Origin of the sequence: Streptomyces sp. 7N604 (assembly GCF_052245475.1) — a bacterium.
In the GTDB taxonomy this organism is placed as follows: Bacteria; Actinomycetota; Actinomycetes; order Streptomycetales; family Streptomycetaceae; genus Streptomyces.
Genome location: NZ_JBQQBX010000013.1, coordinates 167,892 through 185,647, shown reverse-complemented (window position 1 = coordinate 185,647; position 17,756 = coordinate 167,892). Strand labels below are relative to the sequence as shown.

15 protein-coding genes, 1 tRNA gene and 1 pseudogene are annotated in these 17,756 nt (G+C 71.3%); 10 read left to right on the top strand and 7 right to left on the bottom strand.

Annotated elements, in window-relative coordinates; all coding sequences use genetic code 11:
• Positions 1 to 198 precede the first annotated feature (198 nt).
• On the bottom strand, positions 199 to 729 hold the full coding sequence (locus ACTWP8_RS16535) for a universal stress protein (RefSeq protein WP_443319384.1): 531 nt from the start codon (positions 727 to 729) through the stop codon (positions 199 to 201).
• An 825-nt stretch (positions 730 to 1,554) separates the two neighbouring features.
• On the opposite strand from ACTWP8_RS16535, the gene ACTWP8_RS16530 reads away from it, so the two are divergent.
• The 3 genes from ACTWP8_RS16530 to ACTWP8_RS16520 all read left to right on the top strand — a co-directional run bounded on the left by ACTWP8_RS16530 (position 1,555) and on the right by ACTWP8_RS16520 (position 3,851).
• Positions 1,555 to 2,943, top strand: coding sequence for a helix-turn-helix domain-containing protein (locus tag ACTWP8_RS16530; RefSeq protein ID WP_443322916.1), 1,389 nt, complete (start codon positions 1,555 to 1,557; stop codon positions 2,941 to 2,943).
• Between the two features lie 5 nt (positions 2,944 to 2,948).
• Entirely contained in the window at positions 2,949 to 3,596 is a 648-nt protein-coding gene (orn, locus tag ACTWP8_RS16525; protein WP_443322915.1) for an oligoribonuclease, read from the top strand.
• A 182-nt stretch (positions 3,597 to 3,778) separates the two neighbouring features.
• Positions 3,779 to 3,851, top strand: a tRNA-His gene (locus tag ACTWP8_RS16520).
• A 363-nt stretch (positions 3,852 to 4,214) separates the two neighbouring features.
• Here the strand turns inward: ACTWP8_RS16520 and ACTWP8_RS16515 are convergent.
• The gene (locus ACTWP8_RS16515; RefSeq protein ID WP_443322914.1) at positions 4,215 to 4,424 is read right to left on the bottom strand and encodes a hypothetical protein; all 210 of its coding nucleotides are present in this window, start codon (positions 4,422 to 4,424) and stop codon (positions 4,215 to 4,217) included.
• 231 nt (positions 4,425 to 4,655) lie between these two features.
• Between ACTWP8_RS16515 and ACTWP8_RS16510 the strand changes: the two are divergent.
• Positions 4,656 to 4,835: pseudogene (locus tag ACTWP8_RS16510) on the top strand (SUMF1/EgtB/PvdO family nonheme iron enzyme); the annotation flags it as partial.
• A 1-nt stretch (position 4,836) separates the two neighbouring features.
• On the opposite strand, the gene ACTWP8_RS16505 reads toward ACTWP8_RS16510, so the two are convergent.
• Positions 4,837 to 5,628, bottom strand: a complete 792-nt coding sequence (locus tag ACTWP8_RS16505; protein ID WP_443322913.1) for an SDR family NAD(P)-dependent oxidoreductase — start codon at positions 5,626 to 5,628, stop codon at positions 4,837 to 4,839.
• A 58-nt stretch (positions 5,629 to 5,686) separates the two neighbouring features.
• Here ACTWP8_RS16505 and ACTWP8_RS16500 point away from each other — a divergent pair, with 58 nt between their 5' ends.
• Both ACTWP8_RS16500 and ACTWP8_RS16495 read left to right on the top strand, forming a co-directional pair.
• On the top strand, positions 5,687 to 7,126 hold the full coding sequence (locus ACTWP8_RS16500) for an amidase (protein WP_443322912.1): 1,440 nt from the start codon (positions 5,687 to 5,689) through the stop codon (positions 7,124 to 7,126).
• 5 nt (positions 7,127 to 7,131) lie between these two features.
• Complete coding sequence (locus tag ACTWP8_RS16495; RefSeq protein WP_443322911.1) at positions 7,132 to 7,713, top strand: TetR/AcrR family transcriptional regulator; 582 nt, start codon at positions 7,132 to 7,134, stop codon at positions 7,711 to 7,713.
• Positions 7,714 to 7,732: 19 nt separating this feature from the next.
• On the opposite strand, the gene ACTWP8_RS16490 is transcribed toward ACTWP8_RS16495, so the two are convergent.
• On the bottom strand, positions 7,733 to 8,776 hold the full coding sequence (locus tag ACTWP8_RS16490; RefSeq protein WP_443322910.1) for a LacI family DNA-binding transcriptional regulator: 1,044 nt from the start codon (positions 8,774 to 8,776) through the stop codon (positions 7,733 to 7,735).
• Between the two features lie 266 nt (positions 8,777 to 9,042).
• On the opposite strand from ACTWP8_RS16490, the gene ACTWP8_RS16485 reads away from it, so the two are divergent.
• The 4 genes from ACTWP8_RS16485 to ACTWP8_RS16470 are packed head-to-tail and all read left to right on the top strand — an operon-like array spanning position 9,043 to position 13,751.
• The gene (locus ACTWP8_RS16485; protein WP_443322909.1) at positions 9,043 to 10,365 is read left to right on the top strand and encodes an ABC transporter substrate-binding protein; all 1,323 of its coding nucleotides are present in this window, start codon (positions 9,043 to 9,045) and stop codon (positions 10,363 to 10,365) included.
• Positions 10,366 to 10,370: 5 nt separating this feature from the next.
• Positions 10,371 to 11,369: a carbohydrate ABC transporter permease gene (locus ACTWP8_RS16480; RefSeq protein WP_443322908.1), complete on the top strand. Its 999-nt coding sequence runs from the start codon at positions 10,371 to 10,373 to the stop codon at positions 11,367 to 11,369.
• Complete coding sequence (locus ACTWP8_RS16475; RefSeq protein ID WP_443322907.1) at positions 11,366 to 12,295, top strand: carbohydrate ABC transporter permease; 930 nt, start codon at positions 11,366 to 11,368, stop codon at positions 12,293 to 12,295. Before ACTWP8_RS16480 ends, ACTWP8_RS16475 begins: the two co-directional genes overlap by 4 nt.
• A 55-nt stretch (positions 12,296 to 12,350) precedes the next feature.
• Entirely contained in the window at positions 12,351 to 13,751 is a 1,401-nt protein-coding gene (locus tag ACTWP8_RS16470; protein ID WP_443322906.1) for a GH1 family beta-glucosidase, read from the top strand.
• A 152-nt stretch (positions 13,752 to 13,903) separates the two neighbouring features.
• On the opposite strand, the gene ACTWP8_RS16465 is transcribed toward ACTWP8_RS16470, so the two are convergent.
• From ACTWP8_RS16465 to ACTWP8_RS16455, 3 genes are all read right to left on the bottom strand, one after another.
• A complete protein-coding gene (locus ACTWP8_RS16465; protein WP_443322905.1) occupies positions 13,904 to 15,403 on the bottom strand; it encodes a glycoside hydrolase family 18 protein in 1,500 nt (499 codons plus the stop codon).
• Between the two features lie 201 nt (positions 15,404 to 15,604).
• Positions 15,605 to 17,017 carry a sensor histidine kinase gene (locus ACTWP8_RS16460; protein WP_443322904.1) on the bottom strand — a complete coding sequence of 471 codons (1,413 nt, stop codon included), beginning with the start codon at positions 17,015 to 17,017 and terminating at the stop codon, positions 15,605 to 15,607.
• On the bottom strand, positions 17,014 to 17,703 hold the full coding sequence (locus tag ACTWP8_RS16455) for a response regulator transcription factor (protein WP_443319370.1): 690 nt from the start codon (positions 17,701 to 17,703) through the stop codon (positions 17,014 to 17,016). The genes ACTWP8_RS16460 and ACTWP8_RS16455 overlap by 4 nt, the downstream gene beginning before the upstream one ends.
• Positions 17,704 to 17,756: the final 53 nt, after the last annotated feature.

The window sequence follows — 17,756 nt, the reverse complement described above, 5'->3', positions numbered from 1 at the left end:
GGCGGGCTCCCTTCATGTGCAGTTGTGGTTCCCCAGCGACCGGTATGTACCCCTCACAAATGCACAATCCACCTCTACGCGCCGGTAGATCTGTCGATATATCGGCCAACGCCCGCCCACCTCACCTGCACGGATGGGGAGTTGTCGGACTCGCGGCGCGGGGGTGGCCGCAGGGACAACGGAACGGCCGCGGGAGGCTTACGGGATGACGACGACCGGGCGCTGGGCGCGGCGCGCGAGCCGGCCCGCCACCGAGCCGAAGATCCGGCCGACCAGACCGTGCGTCGACCCGACCACGATCGCGTCCGCCGAGTACTCCCGGCCGACCTCCTCCAGCTCGTGACAGATGTCACCACCGCGCTCCACGAGGATCCAGGGCACCTCGGACAGATAGTCCGCACAGGCGAGTTCGAGGCCGAGAACCTCGGTGCGGTGGTCCGGCACGTCCACGAAGACCGGTGGCTCACAGCCCGCCCACACGGTCGTCGGCAGCCGGTTGGCCACGTGCACGATGATCAGCCCGGAGCCGGAGCGCCGCGCCATGCCGATGGCGTACGCGAGGGCCCGCTCGCTGGAGGTCGAGCCGTCGAAGCCGACGACCACGCCGTGCTGGAACGCCGGATCGCAGGGGTGGCGTGACTCTTCCGCCGCCTCGAGGGGCGCCTTCGGATCGGCGACCTGCTTGCGCTGCTTGCGGTCCGCGGGATCGGGAATTTCGTGACCGGCCATCGGTGTCTCGGCGAAGGAAGTCCTCTTGGGAGGGAACGACGGTTGGCGGAGCGGGTCGGAGCGGATACTGGTGTTCCGGGGACGAGCCCGGGCCCCCTGGCGGGTGTCCGGGAATCATCTTCCCAAGCCCTTACCCACAAGGTTACGGCGACACTCCCCACCTGCCCAGGGCCCGCCTCGCGGCACGAGGGCGGGCCGATACCGCAGCCGCGGTACGGCTTCCCGGGAGCATGCCGGAGCCGCGCCCGTAGCGCAATGCCCCAGTGCGATGACTCACAGCATGCAGGCCGTCACGAGCTGGTACCAGGGCGGTCGTACGGGACCGGTCAGCCGGTTCCGACCGGCGTGGGACGCGCCCGGCGGCCGCTCGGGAGCGACCGGCCCGGCCGCGTTTCCGTATGCATGGCCCGGCGCACGGAGGCGGTTTGTGCGCTGGGGGCGTACGCCCGGTAGCACCGGGCCTTTCGGCTCTGCCTCCACACTTTTTCGGCCAACTTCGCGCAACCACCGAACCCTTGCCCCCACGGCTCCCGAACCCCTGCTCGAGCTGGGCAGAAAGGGAGACCCCGGGCTCAAGCACCGCGTGGGAACAGGGTGCGGGCGGAAGGCGTACTTCCCAGCAGGGCCGTCGAGTGCAACGCTTCGTGATCGAATGCTTCACGCCAAGTTGTCATGTCGACATAGCGGGCGGTGGTGAACTTGTCACGCCGACCTCATACGACACAGTAGATTCGATCTTGGCCATTCATGGCGGGGGACTCGTGCAGGACCGAGGGGAAACGTGCAGGACCGAGAGGACGCGACCACCGAGGGGGGCTTAGTGCCATGAGCCAGGACGCCACGACCGCACCGGAGGCCGCGCGGAAGCTGTCCGGGCGCCGCCGCCGGGAGATCGTCGCAGTACTGCTCTTCAGCGGCGGGCCCATCTTCGAAAGCTCCATCCCGCTTTCCGTGTTCGGCATCGACCGCCAGGACGCCGGGGTTCCCCGGTACCGGCTGCTCGTGTGCGCCGGCGAGGACGCGCCGCTGCGCACGACGGGGGGACTCGAACTGACCGCGCCATACGGACTGGAGGCGCTGTCCCGGGCCGGCACCATCGTTGTACCGGCGTGGCGGTCGATCACGGCGCCGCCACCGGCCGAGGCCCTCGACGCGCTGCGCCGGGCCCACGAGGAGGGCGCACGGATCGTCGGGCTGTGCACCGGGGCCTTCGTGCTGGCCGCGGCCGGGCTGCTGGACGGCCGGCCCGCCACCACACACTGGATGTACGCGCCGACGCTGGCCAAGCGCTATCCGTCGGTCCATGTGGACCCGCGGGAGCTGTTCGTTGACGACGGCGACGTGCTGACCTCGGCCGGGACCGCGGCGGGCATCGATCTGTGCCTGCACATCGTGCGCACCGACCACGGCGCCGAGGCGGCGGGCGCGCTCGCCCGGCGGCTGGTCGTCCCTGCGCGCCGCAGCGGCGGTCAGGAGCGCTATCTCGACAGGTCTTTACCGGAGGAGATCGGCGCGGATCCGCTCGCCGAGGTCGTCGCGTGGGCGCTCGAGCACCTGCACGAGCAGTTCGACGTGGAGACCCTGGCCGCCCGCGCCTATATGAGCCGGCGCACCTTCGACCGGCGGTTCCGCTCCCTCACTGGGAGCGCTCCCCTGCAGTGGCTGATCACCCAGCGGGTGCTGCAGGCCCAGCGGCTGCTGGAGACCTCGGACTACTCCGTGGACGAGGTCGCCGGGCGCTGCGGCTTCCGATCGCCGGTCGCGCTGCGCGGCCACTTCCGGCGGCAGCTGGGCTCCTCGCCCGCGGCCTATCGGGCGGCGTACCGGGCGCGCAGGCCGCAGAACGGGGCGTCGGAGCGGTCGGAGCGGCTGGAGCGCCCGGAACGTCCGGACCGGTCCGACCGTCCTGACCGTCCTGATCGGCTGGAGATCGGCGAGCAGCGGGGGCCTTCGGATCCGTCGGCGTCGGGCGTGCAGCCGCGCAGGCCTGGGGCGGGCTCCGGGCCTGCGGCGGTGCCCGGCGGCGGGTCCGGGAGCGGGTCCGGCGGCGGGTCGGGGGGCGGGTCCGGGGGCTTCTTCGATCCCGGCAAGCCGGAGTCGGACGCGTACGCTCCGCGACAGCCGGAGCCGGGCGGCCGGGACAGCCAGGGAGGCGGCAACCGGATGCCGGGACGTCCGCAGGTCCCCGGTCAGCGGGACCGCCCCGTAGGGTGAGACACATGAACGATCGCATGGTGTGGATCGACTGCGAGATGACCGGCCTCTCGCTGTCGAGTGACGCGCTCATCGAGGTGGCCGCGCTGGTCACCGACTCGGAGCTGAACGTGCTCGGTGACGGCGTGGACATCGTGATCCGCCCGCCGGCCGAGGCGCTCGTCACCATGCCCGAGGTGGTGCGGCAGATGCACACGGCCTCCGGGCTGCTCGCCGAGCTGGACGGCGGGACGACGCTGGAGGACGCCGAGCGGCAGGTGCTCGCGTACGTACGCGAGCACGTGCCGGAGCGCGGCAAGGCCCCGCTGTGCGGAAACTCCGTCGGCACGGACCGCGGCTTCCTGCTGCGCGACATGCCGGCGCTGGAGGACTACCTGCACTACCGGATCGTCGATGTGTCGTCGGTGAAGGAGCTGGCGCGGCGGTGGTACCCGCGGGCGTACTTCAACAGTCCGCAGAAGAACGGCAACCACCGGGCGCTCGCGGACATCCGCGAAAGCATCGCCGAGCTCCGCTACTACCGGGAGGCGATCTTCGTCCCACAGCCGGGTCCCGACTCGGAGACGGCGAAGGCCATCGCGGCGAAGCACGTCCTGCGGGCGGATGCCCCGGCGACCGCAGAGGCCGTCCGGGGCCCGGTCGCGGCGGAGTAGCGCCCGGCTCCCGACGGGTGCGCAGGCGCCGGAACCGGCCCGGGACAGCCTCCGCACCCGGCCGTGACCACCCCCGCCCCCGGGCCGGGCGACCCGCCGGAAAGCCGGGAGCGAGCACACCTCGGGACCCTGTACACTTTTTCTCGGCCGGGTGCGGAACGCAGCGAAAAGCCCCGGTCGTGGTGGGTATAGCTCAGCTGGTAGAGCACCTGGTTGTGGTCCAGGATGTCGCGGGTTCGAGTCCCGTTACTCACCCTGAATGATCAAGGCCGGACCTGTGACAACAGGTCCGGCCTTCGTCATGCCCGAATCCATGGGGCCCCGTGGGGGTCCGCCGCCCGGTACCAGCGGCGGCACGTCTGACACCTCCCCGGCTCCGCAGGCCCTCGCAACCGACCTGTCCTGACCCTCCGCACCCCCCGCCGCCCGCGCCGCTGGTCCGGGGCATCTCAATGCCCGGTGTCAATGGTCGTGTGGTTGCGTCTGCCCAGCCTCTTGCGGAGTCGGCATCTGGTGGCAGTGCAGCAGCGCCCGGTGCCCCGCTTCCGCAACGGGCACCGAGCGCTTGGTTACAGCCCACAGAAGGCCCTATGGCTCAGACGGGAGACCCGGCCCTCGCTACGGGCAGAGCATCGAGCCGATCATCGGAATGTTCTGGATGAACGGACAGAACTGGTCCATCCCGGGGATGGTGGCGCGTGTGTCGTGGGAGGCCGCGGCGGGTGCCGGGGCACTGGCCGGGGATGCGGGTGCGGCGGAGGCCGCGCCCATGGCCAGGATCGTGGACGAGACCGCCAGGGCTGAAACGGTGAGAATGCGCTTCGTCATATGAGTATCCTGTCGGCGCCGCCGACGCTGCGCAGTCCCCCACAAGTACGGCCCCTGTGATGCCTCGTTGACCCGCTCTCGCCTTTTGCGTGAAACCAGGGCCCAACCACCTGTCCCAACAATCCATACGGACGCCCCCGCCCACCCGGGCCCGGGGCACCTCAACGCCTGATGTCAACGCGGCCATGCCCCGAGAGCCATCAGCGCTGCACTTTCTCATCAGCCACACCCGGCTCCCCCCGGGTCATGCGCGGAGGCTCGTACCTGTGCCACGCCTCGTACTGCAACCGCTACCGGGTGGCGGCCCGCAGCTCCAACACCCCGGACAGCTCGACGGGAAACATCGGCTTCCGGGTGGCGGCGCCGACGGGGCCCCCAACTCCTCGTGAAGGTTCCGGTCCCGGCCTGTGACTCAGCGCTTCCCCCGCTGGGCGTCCACGATCTGGCGGAGCGTGGGCTCGGCGCCCGCGCGGCGCTGCACCCGCTCCGCGAAGCCGGGGAACTGCCCGGCGATGGCGCTGAGCACCCTCATCTCCAGCGGCGCCACATTGACTTCGCACCGGTCGCGCTCGACCGCCCGTATCACCCCGGCCGCCACCTGACCCGGCGAGACCGTACGCATGCCGCCGGGCGGCTTCGCCCCCGTGGCCGCGAACATGCCCGCGTCCCGTACGAAGCCTGGCTGGATGACCGACACCCCGACCCCCGTGCCGTGCAGGTCCTGGCGGAAGCCCAGCGCGAAGCCGCGCAGCCCGAACTTCGTCGCGTTGTAGAGGGAGGAGGACCGGGTCGCGGCCTTGCCGGAGATCGAGCCGACGAGCGCGATGTGGCCGCGGCCCGTGGCCGCCATGCGGGGGGCGAGCAGGCGGGACAGCATGATCGGGGCGCGGAGGTTGACGGCCAGGGCGCGGTCGATCTGCTCGGGCGTGTAGTCGAGGAGGTCGCCGCTGGAAGGGAGGGCGGCGTTGGCGATGAGGATGTCGGTGTCGGCGCACGCGTCGGCGAGGTGGTCGACCTGGTCCGGGTCGGCGAGATCGGCGACGACCGCGCGGGCGTCGAACTCGGCGGCGGTCCGCTCCAGGGCGTCGGCGCGACGCCCCGTCAGCACCAACCTGGCGCCTTTGCGCGCGAGTTCACCGGCAATGGCCCGGCCTATGCCGCCGGTCACTCCGGTGAGCAGAACGGTTGATCCGGTGATGCGCATACGCGTAGCCTCCCGAGAACTGTTCGTTCGAACGAACGATAGGGAGGAGGGGCAGCGCGTGTCCACAGCCGATTGCACCGGGCTCGCCGACCAGGCCCGGGCCCTGACGGAGGGTCGGACCACGTCCGTGGCCCTCGTACGCGAGGCGCTCGAGCGGATCGAAGCAACCCAGGGCACCATCAACGCCTTCCGGTGCGTACGCGCCGAAGCCGCGCTGGAAGAGGCGGAGGAGGCCGACCGCAGGCTCGCCGCCTCGCGGGTGGCCGGGGATCAACTGCCGCTGCTGGGCGTGCCGGTGGCGGTCAAGGACGACACCGACGTGGCCGGGATGCAGACGCTCTTCGGCTGCCGCGGAGAGATCGCCCCCGCCGCGAAGGACAGCGAACCGGTGCGGCGGCTGCGCGCGGCCGGGGCGGTGATCGTCGGCAAGACCAACGCCTGCGAGCTCGGGCAGTGGCCCTTCACCGAGGGGTCGGCCTTCGGTGCCACCCGCAACCCGTGGAACACCGCCCACACCCCGGGCGGTTCCTCCGGCGGCTCGGCAGCCGCCGTCGCCGCCGGACTCGTACCCGCCGCTCTCGGCTCCGACGGCGCGGGCTCGATCCGCATACCCGCCGCCTGGTCGCATCTGGTCGGGATCAAGCCGCAGCGCGGCCGCGTGTCCCTGCACCCGTACGCCGACGCCTTCCAAGGGCTCGCGGTCATCGGCCCGTTGGCGCGTACGGTCGGTGACGCGGCGCTGCTGCTGGACGTGGCCGCGGGCCCGCACCCGGAGGACCTGCACCGGCCCCGGCCCGTCCACGCCCTGGCGGCGACCCGCCACGACCCCGGCCGGCTCCGTATCGCCCTGGCCTGGCGGCCGCCGCTCACCGCCACCCGCGCCGCAGTCCACCCCGAGGTGCGCGCCGCGGTCACCGGGCTCGCCGAGGCCCTCGCGCGCCTGGGCCACCACGTGGAGGAGGCGAGGCCCCGCTACGGCCTGATCGGGCTGAGCTTCGTGCCGCGCGCCACCGCGGGCGTCGCCGAGATCGCCGCGCTGCACCCCGAGCCGGGCCTGCTCGACCCGCGTACGCACGGCGCCGTACGCACCGGCAGGCGGCTCGGCGGCCGCGCGCTGCGCATAGCCCGGGCCCGCGAGGCCCGGCAGCACTGCAGGATCGGCGCGATCTTCGACGCGTACGACATCGTGCTCACCCCCACCACCGCCGCCCCGCCGCCCCGCATCGGCACCTTCGACGACCTGAGCGCCTGGCGGACCGATACGACGATGGCCGCGGCCTGCCCGTACGCCTGGCCCTGGAACGTGCTCGGTTGGCCCGGCGTGAACGTGCCCGCGGGGTTCACGCGCGACGGGCTGCCGGTCGGCGCCCAGCTCCTGGGCCCGGAGAGCAGTGAGGAGCTGCTGATCTCGCTGGCCGCCCAACTCGAGGACGACCAGCGCTGGTACGAGAAGCGGCCCGCCCTCGCTCCTGCCGGGAGTGCACCAGTGGAACAATGATCGGCATGACCGCCGTGCCGAGGTCTGCCGGAACCCGGCAGAGCATCATCGAGGCCGTCCTGCGCATCATCGGCCAGGACGGGGTCGCCGCGGTCACCAACCGGCGGATCGCCAAGGAGGCCGGGGTCTCCCTCGGCTCGGTCACCTACCACTTCGAGACCCAGCACGAGCTGCTGCGCGAGAGCCTGCTGCACTTCGTCGCCGAGGAGACCCGGCGCTTCACCGAGCTCGCCGACCAGTGCCAGGCCAGGGGGATCGACATCGGCGGGGCCGCGGCCATGGTCGGCCAGGTCGCTGGGGGCACGGAGTTCGACAGCAGGCACATCGCGCCCTTCGAGCTATACGTGCAGGCGGGGCGGGACGAGCGGCTGCGGGCCGCGGCGGCGGAGTGCTTCGCCGCGTACGACCGGCTGGCCGCGCAGATCCTCGCCGGGCTCGGGGTGCCCGACGCCGAGCGGCTGGCGGGGACGGCCGTCGCGCTGGTCTTCGGACAGCAGCTGCGCCGGCTGGCGACCGGTTCGCCCGCAGAGGACCTCGTCAACGCGCTGCTGCTGCTCGCGCGGGGGGCGGGGGGCGACTGCCACTGACCCGCCTCGGCCGGACGCCTCACGACGACTCGCGCACCACCAGCTCCGTCGGCAGCACCAGCTGCTCCCGCTCCCGGCTGCGTTCCTCGATCTCCTCCAGCAGCACCCGGACCATCGCCCGGCCCATCTCCTCGATCGGCTGGCGGACGCTGGTCAGCGGCGGGTCCGTGTGGCGGGCGACCGGGGAGTCGTCGAAGCCGACGAGAGCGACGTCGTCGGGGACGCGGCGGCCGGCCTCGCGCAGGACCTGACGGGCGCCCGCCGCCATCACGTCCGAGGCCGCGAAGACCGCGTCGAGGTCGGGGGCCCGGTCCAGCAGCTCGCGCATCGCGCGCCGTCCGCCGTCCTCGGTGAAGTCGGCGCCCGCGATCAGCGCTCCGTCGGCGGGGAGGCCCGCGTCCGTGAGAGCGCATCGGTAGCCGTCGAGGCGGCACTGGGCCACGTACATGTCGAGCGGTCCGGTGATCGTCGTGATCGTCCGGCGACCGCGCGCGAGCAAGTGCTCCATGGCCGCACGGGCGCCGCCGGTGTTGTCCGAGTCGACGTACGGCACGGACTCGCGGGCGGAGCGGCGGCCGCTGAGGACGGCGGGCATCTCGATCCGCTCCAGCAGGTCGGGCAGCGGATCGTCGGCGTGCACGGAGACCAGCAGGACGCCGTCGACGCGGTGCGAGCTCAGGTAGTTGGCGAGACGCTGGCGCTCCTTGGGCGTGCGGATGAGGGTGAGGAGCAACTGCAGGTCGGTATCGGCGAGTTCGGCGCCGACACCGCGGATGATGTCGGAGAAGTAGGGCTCCGCGAAGAGCCGCGTCTCGGGCTCGGGGATGACGAGGGCGATGGCGTCGTTGCGGTTGCCCGCAAGGGCGCGGGCGGCCCGGTTCGGTATGTAGCCCAGCTCGGCGACGGCTTGTTCGACGGCGGCCCGCGTGCGGTCGCTGACCCGGGGCGAGCCGTTGATCACCCGGGAGACCGTGCCGCGGCCGACGCCCGCGCGCGCCGCCACTTCCTCGAGGGTCGGCCCGCCGCCTCTGCGCACGCCGCCCCGCCGTCGGATCCCCGCCATGTCCGCCTCCAGCCATATGCCCCGCATCGGGCGCCGCCGTGTCATTCAACATCACTTCGGGCGCGCCAGGTTGCTCTTGTCCGCGGCCTTGACACCCCAACGGGGAGCCGTAACCCTTCAACACATCACGTCTGGGAGCGCTCCCAAGGTATCGGAGTCATACACATCCCGTACGTTCCCCGCCCGAGCCTCAGCACCACTTCCCCCTGTCGCAATCCCTTGGCCGGGAGCGGTACGTCAGTGCATAGGAGGACACAATGCGCTCTATGTCCCGCACGTCAGGGCGGGCGGTGGTCCTCGCGGCCGTCGCCGCGCTGGGCGCCGGCCTGCTCGCGGGCTGCGCCGAGGACAGCGACGAGCCCGGCTCCGCGAGCCCGGGCGGCAAGGACGGCAACGGGAAGACCACGGTCACGATCGGGGTCTTCGGGGTCTTCGGCTACAAACAGGCAGGACTCTACGACGAATACGAGAAGTTGAACCCGGGCGTCACGATCAAGGAGACCTCGATCGAGCGCGTGGACCAGTACTACCCGCAGTTGCTGACCCACCTCGGGACCGGCAGCGGGCTGCAGGACATCCAGGCGGTCGAGGTCGGCAACATCGCCGAGGTCGCGGCCAGGCACGCGGACAGGTTCGTCGACCTGGGCAAGGCCGAGGGGGTCGACAAGAGCAGTTTCCTGCCGTGGAAGTGGGCGCAGGCGACGGCCGAGGACGGCAGGACCGTGGGACTCGGCACCGACATCGGCCCGATGGCGATCTGCTACCGCAAGGACCTGTTCAAGAAGGCCGGGCTGCCGACGGACCGCAAGGAGGTCGGCAAGCTCTGGGCGGGCGACTGGCAGAAGTACGTCGACGCCGGCAAGGACTACATGGCGAAGGCCCCCAAGGGCACGGTCTTCGTCGACGCGGCGGGCGGGGTCTACAACGCGGCCGTCTCGGGCAACGCGGAGCGCTACTACGACAAGAGCGGCAAGCTCATCTACAAGGACAGCCCGGCCGTCAAAGAGGCCTGGGACCTGGCGATGGAGGTCGTCGACGGGAAGATGACCGCCAAGCTCAAGCAGTTCGACAAGACCTGGGACCAGGCGTACGCCAACGGCCGGTTCGCCACCGTCTCCTGCCCGCCGTGGATGCTCGGCTATATCAAGGAGAAGGCCGGGGACAAGGCGGAGGACCAGTGGGACGTCGCCCCGGCACCCAAGCCCGCGAACTGGGGCGGCTCCTTCCTCTCCGTGCCGGAGGCGGCCAGGAACAAGGACGAGGCGGTCAAGCTCGCCGCCTGGCTGACCGCGCCCGAGCAGCAGGCCAAGCTCTTCGAGAAGCAGGCCAGCTTCCCCAGCTCACAGGCGGCGTACGACCTCCCGGCCGTCGCCGGCGCCAAGCACGAGTACTTCGACGACGCCCCCATCGGCAGGATCTTCGCCGACGCAGCCAAGGGCATCCCGACCCTGGTGGTCGGTGAGAAGGACCTGGCCATCCAGACGGCCATCACCGACGTCGGCGTCCTCCAGGTCGAGCAGCAGGGCAAGACGCCGGACCAGGGCTGGGACGCGGCGCTGAAGAACATCGACAACGCGCTGGACCAGTGACGCGGATGGCTGTCGAGTCCCGTACGGTCGCGCCCCCCGCGAGGGAGGGGGGCGCGGCCCTCCGCGCGCGCCGGCAGGCCGAGCGGCGCAGCCGCCGCTACCGCCGCGACGTGCGGTGGAGCCCGTACGCCTTCGTCGCGCCCTTCTTCCTCTTCTTCACGGCCTTCGGGCTCTTCCCGCTGCTCTATACGGGCTGGTCGTCGCTGCACCGCGTCTCCCTGCACGATCCGACGGTCATGGAGTGGGCCGGACTGCACAACTACACCCGGCTGCTGGAGGACGAGTTCTTCTGGAACGCGCTGCGGAACACCTTCACCATCGGCGTGATCTCGACGGTCCCGCAGCTGCTGATGGCACTGGGGATCGCCCACCTCCTCAACTACCGGCTGCGCGGCTCGACGTTCTTCCGGGTCGCGATGCTCACCCCGTACGCCACGTCGGTGGCCGCGGCCACGCTCGTCTTCGTACTGCTCTTCGGGCGCGACTACGGGATGGTCAACTGGACGCTCGGCCTGGCCGGGATCGACACCATCGACTGGCAGAACGGCGAGTGGAGCTCGCAGATCGCGGTCTCGTCGATCGTGATCTGGCGGTGGACGGGCTACAACGCGCTGATCTACCTGGCCGCGATGCAAGCTGTGCCGAACGATCTGTACGAGTCGGCGGCCCTGGACGGGGCCTCCCGCTGGCAGCAGTTCCGCCATGTGACGATCCCTTCGCTGCGGCCGACGATCCTCTTCACCATCGTCGTCTCGACGATCGGGGCCACCCAGCTCTTCGGCGAACCCTTGCTCTTCGGCGGGGCGGGCGGCGAGAAGGGCGGCGCCTCGCACCAGTTCCAGACCCTGGGCCTCTACATGTACGAACAGGGCTGGTTCCACTTCCACCTCGGCCGGGCAGCCGCCATCGCCTGGACGATGTTCCTGATCCTGCTGCTGATCTTCCCGCTCTACCTCGCCGTGGCCAGGGCGCTGCGCAAGAGCCGTGAGGAGGCTGCCCGATGACGGCCGTCGTCGCCGCTGAGAAACATAAGCCCGGCGGACCCGGCGACCCCGGGAAGCCGGGAGAGCCGGGGAGGCGCGGCAGGGCGGGAAGGGCCGGCAGAGCCGGCGGGCAGCTGCACGGCGGGAGGATCACGTACGCCGTGCTGACCCTCTTCACGGCGGGCTCGCTCTTCCCCCTGGTCTGGACGGCGATCGCGGCATCCCGCACCAACTCCCGGCTGGCCGGGACACCCCCGCCGTTCTGGTTCGGCGGGCGGCTGCTTCAGAATCTGGAAGCGGCCTGGACCGACGCCAACATGGGCCTGGCGCTGCTCAACACGACCGTCGTCGCGGGCACGGTCACCGTGGGCACAGTGCTGTTCTCGACCATCGCCGGCTTCGCCTTCGCCAAGCTCCGCTTCCGGCTCAAGAACCTCCTGCTGATGCTGACCATCGCCACGATGATGGTGCCGCCGCAGCTCAGCGTGGTGCCGCTGTTCATGACGGTCGCCGAGCTGGAGTGGACGAACCAGCTGCAGGCCGTGATCCTGCCGACCCTGGTGAGCGCCTTCGGGGTGTTCTTCATGCGGCAGTACCTGACCGAGGCGCTGCCGACCGAGCTCATCGAGGCCGCGCGCGTGGACGGTGCCGGCAGTCTGCGGATCATCTGGCACGTGGTCTTCCCGGCCGCCCGGCCCGCCATGGCCGTACTGGCCATGCTCACCTTCGTGCAGGCCTGGAACGACTTCTTCTGGCCGATCATCGCGCTGACCCAGGACAATCCGACCGTGCAGGTCGCGCTGACCGGCCTCGGCCGCGGCTATATCCCGGACCAGTCGGTCATCATGGCGGGTGCGCTGCTCGGCACCCTGCCGCTGCTGCTGGCCTTCACCCTCTTCGGCAAGCAGATCGTGGGCGGCATCATGCAGGGCGCGGTCAAAGGTTGACCTCTCCGTCTCCAACACTCCATCACCTCGTCACGACTCTCCTGGGAGCGCTTCCATGACCGCAAGCTTTCCTCCCGGCTTCCTGTGGGGCGCCGCCACCGCCGCGTACCAGATCGAAGGCGCCGCGCAGGAGGACGGTCGCACCCCCTCCATCTGGGACACCTTCAGCCATACGCCCGGCAACGTGGCCGGCGGCGACACCGGTGACATCGCGGCCGATCACTACCACCGCTTCCGCGACGACGTCCGCCTCATGGCCGAACTGGGCCTCGGCGCATACCGCTTCTCCGTGTCCTGGCCGCGCGTACAGCCCACCGGGCGCGGCCCCGCCGTGCGGCGCGGCCTCGACTTCTACCGCGCCCTCGTCGACGAGCTCCTCGCCCACGGCATCCAGCCGCTGCCGACCCTCTACCACTGGGATCTGCCGCAGGAGCTGGAGGCGTCGGGGGGCTGGCCGGAGCGCGACACCGCGCACCGGTTCGCCGAGTACGCCGGGATCGTCGCCGAGGCGCTCGGCGACCGCGTCGAGACCTGGAGCACCCTTAACGAGCCCTGGTGCAGCGCCTTCCTGGGCTACGGCTCAGGCGTGCACGCCCCCGGCCGCACCGACCCGGTCGCCGCCCTGCGCGCGGCGCACCACCTCAACCTCGCCCACGGCCTCGGCGCCCAGGCGTTGCGCTCGGCCCTGCCCGCCCGCGCCCGCGTCGCGGTCAGCCTCAACCCGGGCGCCGTACGCGCCCTGACCCGGTCCCCCGAGGACCTCGACGCTCAGCGGCAGATCGACGCCCTCGCCACCCGTATCTTCACCGACCCCATGCTCCACGGCCGGTACCCCGCCGACCTGCTGGCGGACACCGCGCGGCTGACCGACTGGTCGTACGTACACGACTCGGACCTGGCCGTCATCAAGCACCCCCTGGACGCGCTGGGCATCAACTACTACACGCCTACAGTGGTATCAGCCGCCACTGACAACGAGCCTCCGCGCAGGGACGGCCACGGCGCCAGCGAGCACTCCCCCTGGCCCGCGGCCGACCGGGTCGCCTTCCACCAGCCGCCCGGCGACCTCACCGCCATGGACTGGTCCGTCGACCCGACAGGCCTGTACGACCTGCTGATGCGCTTCACCCGGGAGGCCCCCGGGCTGCCCCTGCTCATCACCGAGAACGGCGCGGCCTACGAGGACAAGCCCGACGCCGAAGGGGCCGTCCACGACCCCGAGCGCATCGCGTACGTCCACGCCCACCTCGCCGCCGCGCACCGCGCGATCACCGACGGTGCCGACGTCCAGGGCTATTTCCTCTGGTCCCTCATGGACAACTTCGAGTGGGCGTACGGCTACGAGAAGCGGTTCGGCGCGGTCCACGTCGACTACGCGACCCAGGCCCGCACCCCCAAGTCCAGCGCCCGCTGGTACGCCGAGGTCGCCCGCTCGGGCGTGCTGCCCACCGAATAGGCCGCTTCAGGCCCGAACAGGCCGCGCATAGGCCGTTTCCGGACCACATAGCGGGGCCAAAAACCGCGAGCCCCGGCCGGATGGGGGGTGACCCGGCCGGGGCGCGCGTGGGGGGGTGGCAGTCGGAAAGAGGGAATCCAGGGTGGAGAGGTTCAGCCGCCGTACGTACCAAAGGCCTTGGTGAACGCCAGCTCGTCCTGAAGGATCGAGCTGCAGGTCGCCTGCGCGGAATTCTGCTCCCCGCCGGGGCACTGCTTGTCGCGGGTCGAGGACCACATCGATAGCCAGCCCAGGCCCTTGGACTCGGCGAACTTCACCAGCTGGGTGGCGTCGTCCACCTTGAAGATCTCGGTCGTGACGTCGTTGACTCCGATCATCGGGGTGACGGCGACGGCCTTCCACGCGGCCGCGTCCGACAGTCCCAGGACGTTCTTGATCTGGCCCTGGGTGGCCGTGGCCGCCTCGATCGCGTACTGGCCCATGTCGCCGCTGAACGCGGGCCCGTAGTCCATGGCCATGATGTTCACGGCCGAGATCTTCACGCCGTTCTTCTTGGCGTCGGCGACCAGGTCGACGCCGTCCTGGGTGAGGCCCGAGGGCATCACCGGCAGGGTGAAGGACACATCGAGGCCCGGGTGCTTCTTCTGCAGCTCGGCGATGGCCTGCGCGCGGCGCGTGTTGGCCGCCTTGTCGGGCAGCGCGCCGCCCTCGACGTCGAAGTCGACCTTGGTGAGCTTGTACGCGTCCACGACCTTGCCGTACGCCGCCGCGAGATCGGAGGCGGAGGAGCAGGCGAGGCCCAGCTCGGACCCGGCGGCACCGCCGAACGACACCCGCACGTCGCCGCCCGCCTTGCGGAGCTCACCGATCTGGTCGGCCACGGGGTTGTTGTTCAGGTCGGCCACGCCGCCCCACTTCGGGACGCAGCCGCCGCCGGAGGTGATGAAGGCGAGGTTGAACTCCTTCACCCCGGTCTTCTTGGCGGTGCCCACCATGTCGTAGGAGGGGTACAGCGAGGTGTCGATGTACGGGGCGAAGCCTTCGCCCTTGGCCGAGCCGTCGCCCGGCTCCGGCTTCCCGGTCGGCGAGGGGGTGGTGGTCTGGGTCGGCTGCGCGGTCGACGTCTTCGTCGGCTCCTTGGTCGGCGAGGGCGCGGCGGTCGGGGAAGAGCTCTGCGTCGGGCGGCCGCTGGGCTCCGGGGTGGCGCCGTCGTCGACCGAGCACTTCACCTCGTTGATCAGACAGCCCTGGGGCTCCGCGGCCTGCGCGCTGTTCCCGGACGACACCGCGACGAAGCCGACCGCCAGCGACTTGCCGGGAGCGATGTCGCCGCTCCAGCTCGCGGGCTTGACGGTGATGTGCTGCCCGTCGGCAGTGTGCCGGGCGTTCCACAGGGAGCTGAGCTTCGTCCCGGCCGGCAGGTCGAACTCGAGCGTCCAGTCGGACAGCGCCTTCCCGGACTCGTTGGTGATGACGTACTGCCCGGTGTAGCCGGTGCTCCAGTCGCTCGTCGTGGTGTACGCCGCGCCGACCGAGGCGGCCTGAGCCGTCCCGGCCAGCATGAACGCGCTTCCGCCCACGGCGACCGCGGCGACGACCGCGCCGATCGCCTTGGCGTTACGGCTCGTTCTGTGCCGGTGCGCACTGCTCATCGCGTTCCTGCCTCTGTTCTACGGGGGGTGGTGCTGCAGCACGCTAGCGAGCCCGAAACGGACAAAAGCCAGGATCGGTGCGAGGCCCGGACTTCTTATGCCGCGCTTAAGGGCACGATCGGCGGTGATTAAACGTTGGACTCAAAGAGCCGCGCCAGCGGCTCGCTTGACGGCCTGAAGGCTCACTTGACGGCCTTCGGCTCACTTGGCGACCTTGCCGCCGCCCCCCGCCCTGCCGCGCTTGCGCCGTACGACCCGGTGCCCCCGCTGCCCCAGGGACGGCCGCCGCCCGTCGAGCGCGAGCCAGACCCTTATTTCCGTACCGCCCAGCACCGAGCGCCCGATCCGTACGTCGCCGCCCGTGGACTCCGCGACCCGGCGGACGATGTCGAGCCCCAGACCCGTCGAGCCGGGGCCGCCGTCGCCGTGGCCGCGCTGCAGTGCCGCGTCCGGGTCCTTGATGCCGGGCCCGGCGTCCGAGACGAGCACGATCACGGCGTCCTCGCCGTTGTGCACGTCCACCGAGAAGGCGGTGCCCTCAGGGGTGTGCCGGAAGACGTTGCCGAGCATCGCGTCGAGGGCAGCGGCGAGTTCGGGGCGCGCCACGGGCACGCGCGCGGGACGGTCGACGCCCGCGAGCCGCACCTTCCGGCCCTCGTCCTCGGCGAGCGCCGACCAGAAGGCCATCCGCTCGCGGATCACCTCGGCCGCGTCACAGCCGGAGACCACGCCCAGTGGGCCCTGGGTCTGCGGCCGCTGGTCGCGCGCGGTGCGGATGATCTGGTCGACCTCGCCCTCGAGCTTGGCGACAGCCGCCCGGGTCTGCTCGGCGGCCGGACCCTCGCCCAGGGAGGCGGCGTTGAGGCGGAGCACGGTGAGCGGAGTGCGCAGCCGGTGGGAGAGGTCGGCGGCCAGCTCGCGCTCGTTGGCGAGCAGCTGCACCACCTGGTCGGCCATGGAGTTGAAGGCGACCGCGGCGGCCCGCAATTCGGCGGGGCCCTCCTCGGGCACGCGCGTGCCGAGCTTGCCCTCACCCAGGTCCTGGGCGGCTCCGGCGAGTTCCTCGGCGGGCCGGACCATACGAGTGCCGAGCCGGTCGGCGATGGCGACCGAGCCGACGACCAGGGCGAGGGCGACCACGGCGAGGACGGCCCAGGCGGTGGTGACGCCGTTGGTGACCTCCTGGTCGGGGACGAACACCTCGACGACGGCGACCTTTCCCGAGCCGATGGCGGTCGGCTGGAGCAGCGCGTAACCGCCGTCCACGGACGAGATGGAGGCGCGCCCGAGCCGGGTCGCGGTGGCCAGGTCCGCGCGGCTGGCCCGCGGTTCGCCGATCTCCACGGCGGCCCCGCCACCTGGGCCCGCGGTGCCCGGGACGTGCACCGCCATCCGGCCCTCAGCCCCCACCTCGGTGCTGGCCACGGCCCGCTTCAGCTGCGCGTCGTCGGTGGTGATGGCGAGGGCCGGGCCGATGGTGGCGGCCTGCCGCTCGGCGTTGGAGAACGCCCGGTCGCGCGCCATCTCCTTGACGACGAGCCCGAGCGGCACGGCGAAGGCCACGACGACCATGGCGGTGACCGCCAGGCTCACCTTGACCAGCGCCCACCTCATCGGGGCGGCTCCAGCTTGACCCCGACACCCCGCAGCGTGTGCAGATAGCGCGGCTTGGCGGCCGTTTCGCCCAATTTCCGCCGCAGCCACGACAGATGGACGTCGATGGTCTGGTCGTCCCCGTACGACTGCTGCCACACCTCGGCCAGCAACTCCTTGCGCGGCACGACGACTCCGGGCCGCCCGGCGAGGAAGGCCAGCAGGTCGAACTCGCGGCGTGTCAGGTCAAGGGCCGCCCCGTCCAGCTCCGCCTGCCGCCGCAGCGGGTCGATCGCCAGGCCGCCGACGCGGATCACCCGGGACGGCGGCTCGGCGCCCGCGGCCGCGCGCGAGCGGCGGAGCACGGCGGCCATCCGGGCGGACAAGTGGTCCACGGAGAACGGCTTGACGAGGTAGTCGTCGGCTCCGTCGTTGAGCAGCCGGACGATTTCCGCCTCGTCGTCCCGGGCGGTCGCGATGATCACGGGGACGTCGGTGATTCCGCGCAGCATCTTCAGGGCCTCCGCCCCGTCGAGGTCGGGCAGTCCGAGGTCGAGGATGACGACGTCGAAACCGACGTGGGCCACCTCACGCAGCGCCTCCAGGGCCGTGCCGACACTCCGAACGGTGTGGGAGGCCTCGGTCAGGTGCCGGATGAGGGCCGAGCGCACGAACTGGTCGTCCTCGACCACGAGCACACTTGCCATGGGCGGCACCGTACGCCATACGCGTGATGACCGTCCCGCGAAGTCCATCGCAA